The organism is Streptomyces sp. NPDC005811 (assembly GCF_040630405.1).
GTDB lineage: Bacteria > Actinomycetota > Actinomycetes > Streptomycetales > Streptomycetaceae > Streptomyces.
This window is the reverse complement of sequence record NZ_JBEXXK010000119.1, coordinates 1-6,894: the sequence shown is the minus strand read 5'-3', so window position 1 is coordinate 6,894 and position 6,894 is coordinate 1. Positions and strand designations below refer to the sequence as shown.

Sequence of the window (6,894 nt, the reverse complement as noted above, 5' to 3'; positions counted from 1 at the left end):
ATACCCACGACGAGCAGGCACGCGGCGGCGATGCGCGGGGCGCCGAACGTCTCCTTGAAGAACAGGGCGCCGATGGCGGCGCCGACGATGATGGATGTCATGCCCGGCTCATACAGTGATTCCATGAGTCGATCCAAGTTAGCCAAGGCCACCGTCACACCGGGCGAGCCCGCCGCGATCTACTGCCGTATCTCCCACACCAGGGACGAGGACCAGACTGGCGTGGACCGGCAGGAACGGATCTGTCGGGACATCGCCGAGCGGCTTCAACTCCGCGTCGAGTCGACCCACATCTACGTGGACAACAACCGCTCGGCGTGGCAGCGCAACCGCAAGCGGCCGGGGTGGGAGGCCATGCTGAAAGCGATGGGGGACGGGGATATCCGGCACGTGATCGTCTACCACCCCGACCGGCTCATGAGACAGCCCAAGGATCTCGAAGAGTTGCTCGCCATCGCGGACGACAAGCGCGTCCTGCTGCACGGCGAGGCGAACCGACGGGACCTGTCGGACCCCGACGACCGTTTCATCCTGCGCATCGAGGTCGCCCACGCGTGCCGCTCCTCCGACGATACGTCGCGCCGCCTCAAGGATGCCCTGAAGGAGCACGCCCGAGAAGGCCGGCCACACGTGGGCAACCGGCCGTACGGCTACACCGGCGACGGCCGGGCGATCGTCGAGGAGGAAGCCGAGATCGTTCGCGAGGTCTACCGCCGCTTCTTGGACGGAGAGTCCCCGAACCACATAGCGCAGGACCTTGCCGCACGCGGCATCCCCACGTCGAAGGGCAAGACGTGGAACCCGGAGAACGTCCGCCATCTGCTGTCGTCCCACTTCGTGGCCGGGCTGCGGTTCCACCTGGGAGAGGAGGTAGCAATCGGGACGTGGCCCGCCATCATCGACCGGGGGCAGTGGGACGAGGTCCAGCGGCTCAAGGAGTACCGCGCCCAGCAGCACCGGGACACGAAGAAGAGGCCGCTCCGCAGCTACATCCTGCGTGGGGTCGTCACCTGCGCGTGCGGAGCACGGATGGGCGGTTCCAACAGCGTCCGGTACCCCTACTACCGGTGCAACCGCTCCGACAACACCGACCAGGAGAAGTGCAACCGCTCCGTCTCGGCCGTGCCTCTGGAGGCGTTCGTTCGGGACGTGGCAATCGAGGTGCTGACCAAGCTCGACACCTCTGGCTACGAGCCGGCCACGACCACGCGCCCGGAGACGGACGTCATCGCGGACGAGAAGGACCGCGAGAAGCTGCGCGAGCTGAAAGAGCTGTGGCTCAACGACGACGACTTCACGACCGCCGACTTCCAGGCGATGCGCGCACCGATCATCAAGCGGATGAAGGAGCGGCAGCGGAAGACCGTCAAGCGGCCGATCGCTGTCCTGGAGGGAATCGCCGGACCGGAGGCCGAAGCCAACTGGGAACGATTGGAGAAGGCGGAGGACCACGCACGCATGAACGCGATCTATCGGTTCCTGTTCGCCGCTGTGATCGTCGGTCCGCCGACGCGGAAGGGCAGGGGGTTCGACACGGATCGGGTGGAGGTCGAGCCGAACCCACTCGACTAGCTATCGCACTCAGGTGGCCATTCGCATTGACGGTTGGCCACCTGACGATCTTTCACACATGTTGAGCTTCCGATGTCAATCGAAATCCCCAGAACTGAGAGGCCCATTGCAGCTTCAACATTTTCCTTGGGCTCCCAAATTTCAGGGGAGCCATGCGAACCCTTCCCAATAAAGCAACACCACAACACTAAAATGTTGCCCAAATGTGCCAGAGGTGGCGTGTAACTACGCGAAAAGGAAGTAGGGTTGAAGAAAAAGACCGCGCCTACATGGAGAGGAGTCAGCCATGGGAGGTCTGGTCGCAGCACTACTCATCGTTTACGCGGCAATTATCATCGGGCTCGCCGCATCGAAGGGGAACCCTGGAATCCTATGGTGGCTAGCACTTCCGCTAGTGCCCTTCCTCCTCGTATTTGCCATCTTCGCGGGTATCGCAGCGCTTTTCGGCGCCTCCGCTACAGCAGCAGTCAAGCAGGAGACCGGCTGGAAGGCAGACGGATCGAGAGCGTACCCCTACCATGTCCGAATCCGAAGGTAGCCACTACGCCACGCAATCGCGAAATTTCGTGCCGCAACAGTCCGATTTAGCGCACTAGCCATCCTTCAGAGCAGGGCCGAGGAGCCGTGCCAGTCGTGCGGCACTCTTCGGCCCTATCCGTCTGGGGAACTTGGCCGCCTGACGCTCCACCGCACGAATCCACTCGTCACTCCGGCGCCTCGTCACCGACGCATCTCACGCTCTTCGCAGGCGACCTCGCGGTTTGTGGCGAGGTCTGTCGCGATTCCGGCGGCAATTAGGGCCGCACCGGGGGTGTGGCCAGATCCGGCGTAACGCCAGTGCCGTTCGGTGATCGTGTCGGGGGTTTCGGTGTGACCCATGTGGTGGGCGCGTTCGGCACGTAGTGCGGCGTAGGTGGTGGAGTAGGCGCGGGATTTGGTGAGGATGTGGCCCCGGTAGCCGAGCGTGTGAGTCCAGGCCCGAAGACGGAAGGGTTCGTATTCCGGGAGGCCGCCGAGGCGCCAGCAGGCGCGCATGAGGGTGCGGACATGTGCGCTGACGGGGGCCGATGCGATGTCAGCCCAGGTAGTCAGCGAGTGGTCGAGGCCGGCGCCGGTTTCACTCGCTCCCTTGGTGACGTATTTGGCGACGTAGGCAGCCACCGCATCGTCATCGGGGCCGTCGCCGTCGCTGTCGGCGTGAAGGGGACGGACGTCGGTCTGCTGACCCCAGTGCAAGGCCTGCTCGCCCACTGCCGGGCTGTAGGGAGGGCGGACCAGAACCCGCCGCGCGGAGTCACGTACGGCATCAATGAGGAGCTGCACAGTGCCCCAGGCCGGGGGTTCGTCGCTGGATCCGTTCGGCCCATCGAGGCGTACGACGGCATGGACGTGGACGGCCGCCCGTTTCTGGTACTCGGCGACGCGGGCGAAGGAGAGACGGGCGTGTTCGGCAAAGCGGGACTGTACGAGGCCGACGGAAGACGCCAGGCGCCGCCTCACGTCGATGACGAAGCGGTCCCACAGTTTTGAGGCGTAGGCGTGCCACAGGACATGCCCGCTGTAGTCGTAGCAGTCGGGGCAGAGGGGTTGGCCGACGGCCGAGGTGTTCGGCGCATGGAGCATGCCGCAGCCAAGCGGCCGCCCGTGTTCGCAGGTGCCGCCGTCGCGGCGGGGACGGCATCGCTCGCCAGCGTGGTGCACCGGGCCGAAGGACGGAGCGGTCAGGGTGACGAAGAGGCGGGGTCGGTGGCGCACGGTGGCGGGAACGTTCTTGCCGCCAAGGAGGCCGGCGCGGACGAGGTGGTAGGTGTCTCCGGCGTAGAGGCGGGAGCAGGCCGGGCAGATGGTTGCGCGGCGGTTGCGGCAGCGGACGATTAGGCGTTCGCCGGGTTCGTTGCGGGTGTCGTAGTGGTGGAGGATCTCGCCGGTGGTGCCGTCCAGGGTGGTGGTGGAGCCGGAGAGGTGGACGGGGTGAGCGCATCCGCCGGTGGCGGTGATCTGCTCCAGCCAGCGGGAGAACCGGGGGTCTTGGGCTAGGCGGATTGCGTCGCGGTCGGTTTCGGGGAGCTGACGCAGGCGCGCCGCGCGGTCGAGGGCGGCGCGCCTGTCAGCCGGGGTGTACTCCGGGGTGATGGTGGTGACCTTCCGAGGTGAGCCGCCGAAGCGGCACGGATGTGGGGTGGTGGCGCGGGGTCGGTCATGGGGATCACTCCCTTGCGGTCGGGGCGATGTTGGGTTCAGCGGATGGTGCCGGTACCGCGGCAGACGCGGCAGCGCCGGATGCGTCCGGTCCAGGTCCTACGGGCTCCGTCGCCCTTGCAGTGGGGGCACCTCACGCGAGGCATGGGCATAGCTGGGGTGTCCTTTCTGCTCAGGTGTGGGAGAAGCCGCTGATGAACCAGGTCACGAGTCCGTGGATCGTGAAAATCACGGGGGTCTGGCCGAGGTAGACGCCGAAGAGGCCGACGCAGACCGCTTCCCACGCCCGGACGTCGCGGGAGCGGACGAGGAGGACGGTGATGATCCCGAAGATCACCGCGAACGTGAACGCCGTACCTTCGCTGATCACTTCGACTCTCCTTCCAGCGCCGTCAGGGCGAGGGTGACGAGGGGCAGTTCCGGGGTCATCGCGCCGTACTTGCGGGCAGTGGCCACGGCCTCATCGGTGGGGGTCAGGTGGGAGCGGGCACGGCTCCAGCCGCCGTCAGGACCGGTGCACACAGCCACGCCGCGTTCGTGCGCCGTGATGGCTTGTGCGACGGCCACGGCGTCCTTGTTGAGATCGCCCAAGGTCATTTCCGCCGTGCCGGGGTCGTTGACCCGATGGCAGATACGGCCGCCGAGCTGGGCGCGCAGGGCGGTGACGCCGGTCCCGAGGTCGGATCCGACGCGTTGGCCGGCCACGACCAGGTGGATGCCGAGCGCGGCACCGAGCTGGGCCAGTCGCAGCAGCAGCGTGGAGCACTGTTCGGTCTCCGCCCTGCTCTGGCGGGTGCCGTCGGACAGGTACAGTTCCGCGATCTCGTCGACCAGGACGACAATCGGCACTGGCCTCAGCTTCTCCGGGAGCTCCCAGACGGAGCGGACCCCGGCCGACCGGCAGGCGGTCATGCGGTCCTGCATGTCGACGACGAGGGCGGAGAGCACTGCGACCGCTTCACGACGGCAAGTCGCCAGAGCGCTGAGCCGTGCGGTGAACAGGCCGAGTTCCATGCCGCCCTTGCAGTCGATGCCGATCAGGGCGACGCGCTGTGTGGCGAGTTGCGTGATGAGCCGGGCCAGCAGAGTCGACTTGCCAGAGCGCGTGGCACCGGTGATCAGCCAGTGCGGCACGAGACGCAGGTTCATCACCCACGCCCCGCCCGTCTCCAGCGCCCCGATCAGGGCAGAGAGGAGTTCGGCCGGAGCCGTGGCTAAGCCCGGCCGCTCCAGGGGATCACTCGCCATCGCGGTCAGCAGCACGAGCCCGCGTTCCGGCGAGGTAACCCGCACCGTGTGCACCTTCCACGCGTGCACGAACGCAGCCGCCGCCTTCAGATACGTCGCCGGGGTCTGGCCCGCGTGCAGCCGCACCAGCACGGACAGCCCCATGGGCGTGACATGCGGGAAGGAGCAGCGCGGAGCCACCGGCCGCACCGGGTCACCCTTGACCAGCAGGTGACCGACGAGCGTGCGCGCCGGGAGCCGGGACACCGCGAGGTCATTGAGCACGGCCACGCGCCGCCAGGTGGACACCACCCGCCATGCGGTCAGCGGGTAGCCGACGAGGTACCAGTGCCAGACCGGACGGTGTCGACGCACCAGGTCACCGGCCACGAGCATCCAGGCGAGCACGGCCAGGGCCAGGGCGATGATGTACGGCTCCATCACGCCTCACCGCCCTTGCGTGCCGCCGCCGGAGTTCCGTGCACGGGCGTGATGGCATCCGCGCGGAAACTGACGCCGTGCCGGTCACCCATCGACCACATGAACGCCACCAGTCCGGTGACCTTGACGATCTGTCCTTCCTCGATGCCGGTCGGCTCACCGCTGACGGCGATCTCGATGACGGAGATCCGCCGCCGGTCCTGCCGCACGGTCACGGCGACTGTGTAGACGGGGTTGCCGTCCCGGTCCTTCTTCACCTCCTGTGTCTCGGAGTTGCTGAGCTTCACTTCCGGAGCGATGGCGCACCGCAGTACGCCCAGCCGCGCCGTGTCCACGGGAATGGACTGCATGATCTTTGGCCTCCTTGGCCAGTCAGGACATCAGGCTTCTTCTGACGTCACTTGTCCTTACGAGTGATGAGTGTGGAGTGCTGTACGGCGAGAGCGCAACTACTTATGCTGACGAGTGACGCCGCGCGTGCGACGTGCCTACGACCCCGACCCGTCGGAGATGCCCAGATGTCGGAGATCCAGCGCCCCGGAGCCCTCTACCAGCAGGTGGCCGCCGCCATCCGCGAAGCGATCCTGTCGGGCGAGTTCGCACCCGACTCCCTGTTGCCGTCCGAAGCCCAGCTCATGACCCGCTACGCCGTATCCCGCCCCACCGTTCGCAACGCCATCGCAGCACTGCGCGCCGAAGGGCTGATCGATGTCCGGCACGGCAAGGGGAGTTTCGTGCGCTCCGACGGACAGCCGTCGCTCACGATCGAGCGCAGCATCAGCCGCACGGCCGACGGCCGGTTCGTCATGCCCAACGGCGATGTCTGGCAGGAGACCGAAGAGGCCACCGCCTACCGGACGCACACCACCAAGGCCACCGCCCGATTCCTCCAACTCGGCGAGGAGGAGGCCCTGTACGGCTGCGACCGGCTGTTGTTCGACCCGAGCACGGGCACCCGCGCGATGCACCGCACGCTGATCCCGTTCGCCGTCGCCGAAGCGGTTCCGATGCTTGCCGAGGAGCCGTGCAAGCGCCCGGCCGCGTTCTACCGCCAGCTCACCGAGGACGGCCACAAGCTCACCTGGTCCGAGACCGTACGCGCCCGGATGCCCCTGCCCGACGAGCGCACCACGCTCCAGCTCCCCGACGCGACCCCGATCCTGCACCTGTCCCGCGTCACCCACGACACCGACGACCGCCCGCTGATCCTCGAAGAACTCCGCATCGGAGCCGACCGCGCCGAACTCACCTACCGGCTCACCGCCGACAAGCAGCCCGCACGACGCACCAGGGCATGAGCGGCGAGCCGGATCGGTCGAAACAGCCTTCACTTCCTCAAGGGCGCGCCTGCGGCGCGCCGGGGCGCCCGGCCGCCCCGGCCGGGCGTGCGGCGTGACCGCCGGTCCCGGCCGAGCGCCGGACGCCCCACACCGCAGCAGGCCCGAGGAGTCGAGG

General features: G+C 67.3%; 6 protein-coding genes and 1 pseudogene. 2 read left to right on the top strand and 5 right to left on the bottom strand.

Features of this window, described 5'->3' with window-relative positions; genetic code table 11:
• Window positions 1-95, bottom strand: a pseudogene (locus ABZ490_RS51815) (EamA family transporter); the annotation flags it as partial.
• 4 nt (window positions 96-99) lie between these two features.
• Here ABZ490_RS51815 and ABZ490_RS51810 point away from each other — a divergent pair.
• Window positions 100-1,572 carry a recombinase family protein gene (locus tag ABZ490_RS51810; protein ID WP_359007958.1) on the top strand — a complete coding sequence of 491 codons (1,473 nt, stop codon included), beginning with the start codon at window positions 100-102 and terminating at the stop codon, window positions 1,570-1,572.
• A gap of 720 nt (window positions 1,573-2,292) precedes the next feature.
• On the opposite strand, the gene ABZ490_RS51805 is transcribed toward ABZ490_RS51810, so the two are convergent.
• From ABZ490_RS51805 to ABZ490_RS51790, 4 genes are all read right to left on the bottom strand, one after another.
• Window positions 2,293-3,570 (bottom strand): replication initiator, encoded by a 1,278-nt coding sequence (locus ABZ490_RS51805; protein WP_359007961.1) that lies wholly within the window; start codon window positions 3,568-3,570, stop codon window positions 2,293-2,295.
• Window positions 3,571-3,943: 373 nt separating this feature from the next.
• On the bottom strand, window positions 3,944-4,141 hold the full coding sequence (locus ABZ490_RS51800; protein ID WP_340377378.1) for a hypothetical protein: 198 nt from the start codon (window positions 4,139-4,141) through the stop codon (window positions 3,944-3,946).
• On the bottom strand, window positions 4,138-5,439 hold the full coding sequence (locus ABZ490_RS51795; protein WP_359007955.1) for an FtsK/SpoIIIE domain-containing protein: 1,302 nt from the start codon (window positions 5,437-5,439) through the stop codon (window positions 4,138-4,140). Before ABZ490_RS51795 ends, ABZ490_RS51800 begins: the two co-directional genes overlap by 4 nt.
• Window positions 5,439-5,789 carry a hypothetical protein gene (locus ABZ490_RS51790; protein WP_359007952.1) on the bottom strand — a complete coding sequence of 117 codons (351 nt, stop codon included), beginning with the start codon at window positions 5,787-5,789 and terminating at the stop codon, window positions 5,439-5,441. Before ABZ490_RS51790 ends, ABZ490_RS51795 begins: the two co-directional genes overlap by 1 nt.
• A gap of 168 nt (window positions 5,790-5,957) precedes the next feature.
• Here ABZ490_RS51790 and ABZ490_RS51785 point away from each other — a divergent pair, with 168 nt between their 5' ends.
• Window positions 5,958-6,737, top strand: coding sequence for a GntR family transcriptional regulator (locus ABZ490_RS51785; RefSeq protein WP_359007949.1), 780 nt, complete (start codon window positions 5,958-5,960; stop codon window positions 6,735-6,737).
• Window positions 6,738-6,894: the final 157 nt, after the last annotated feature.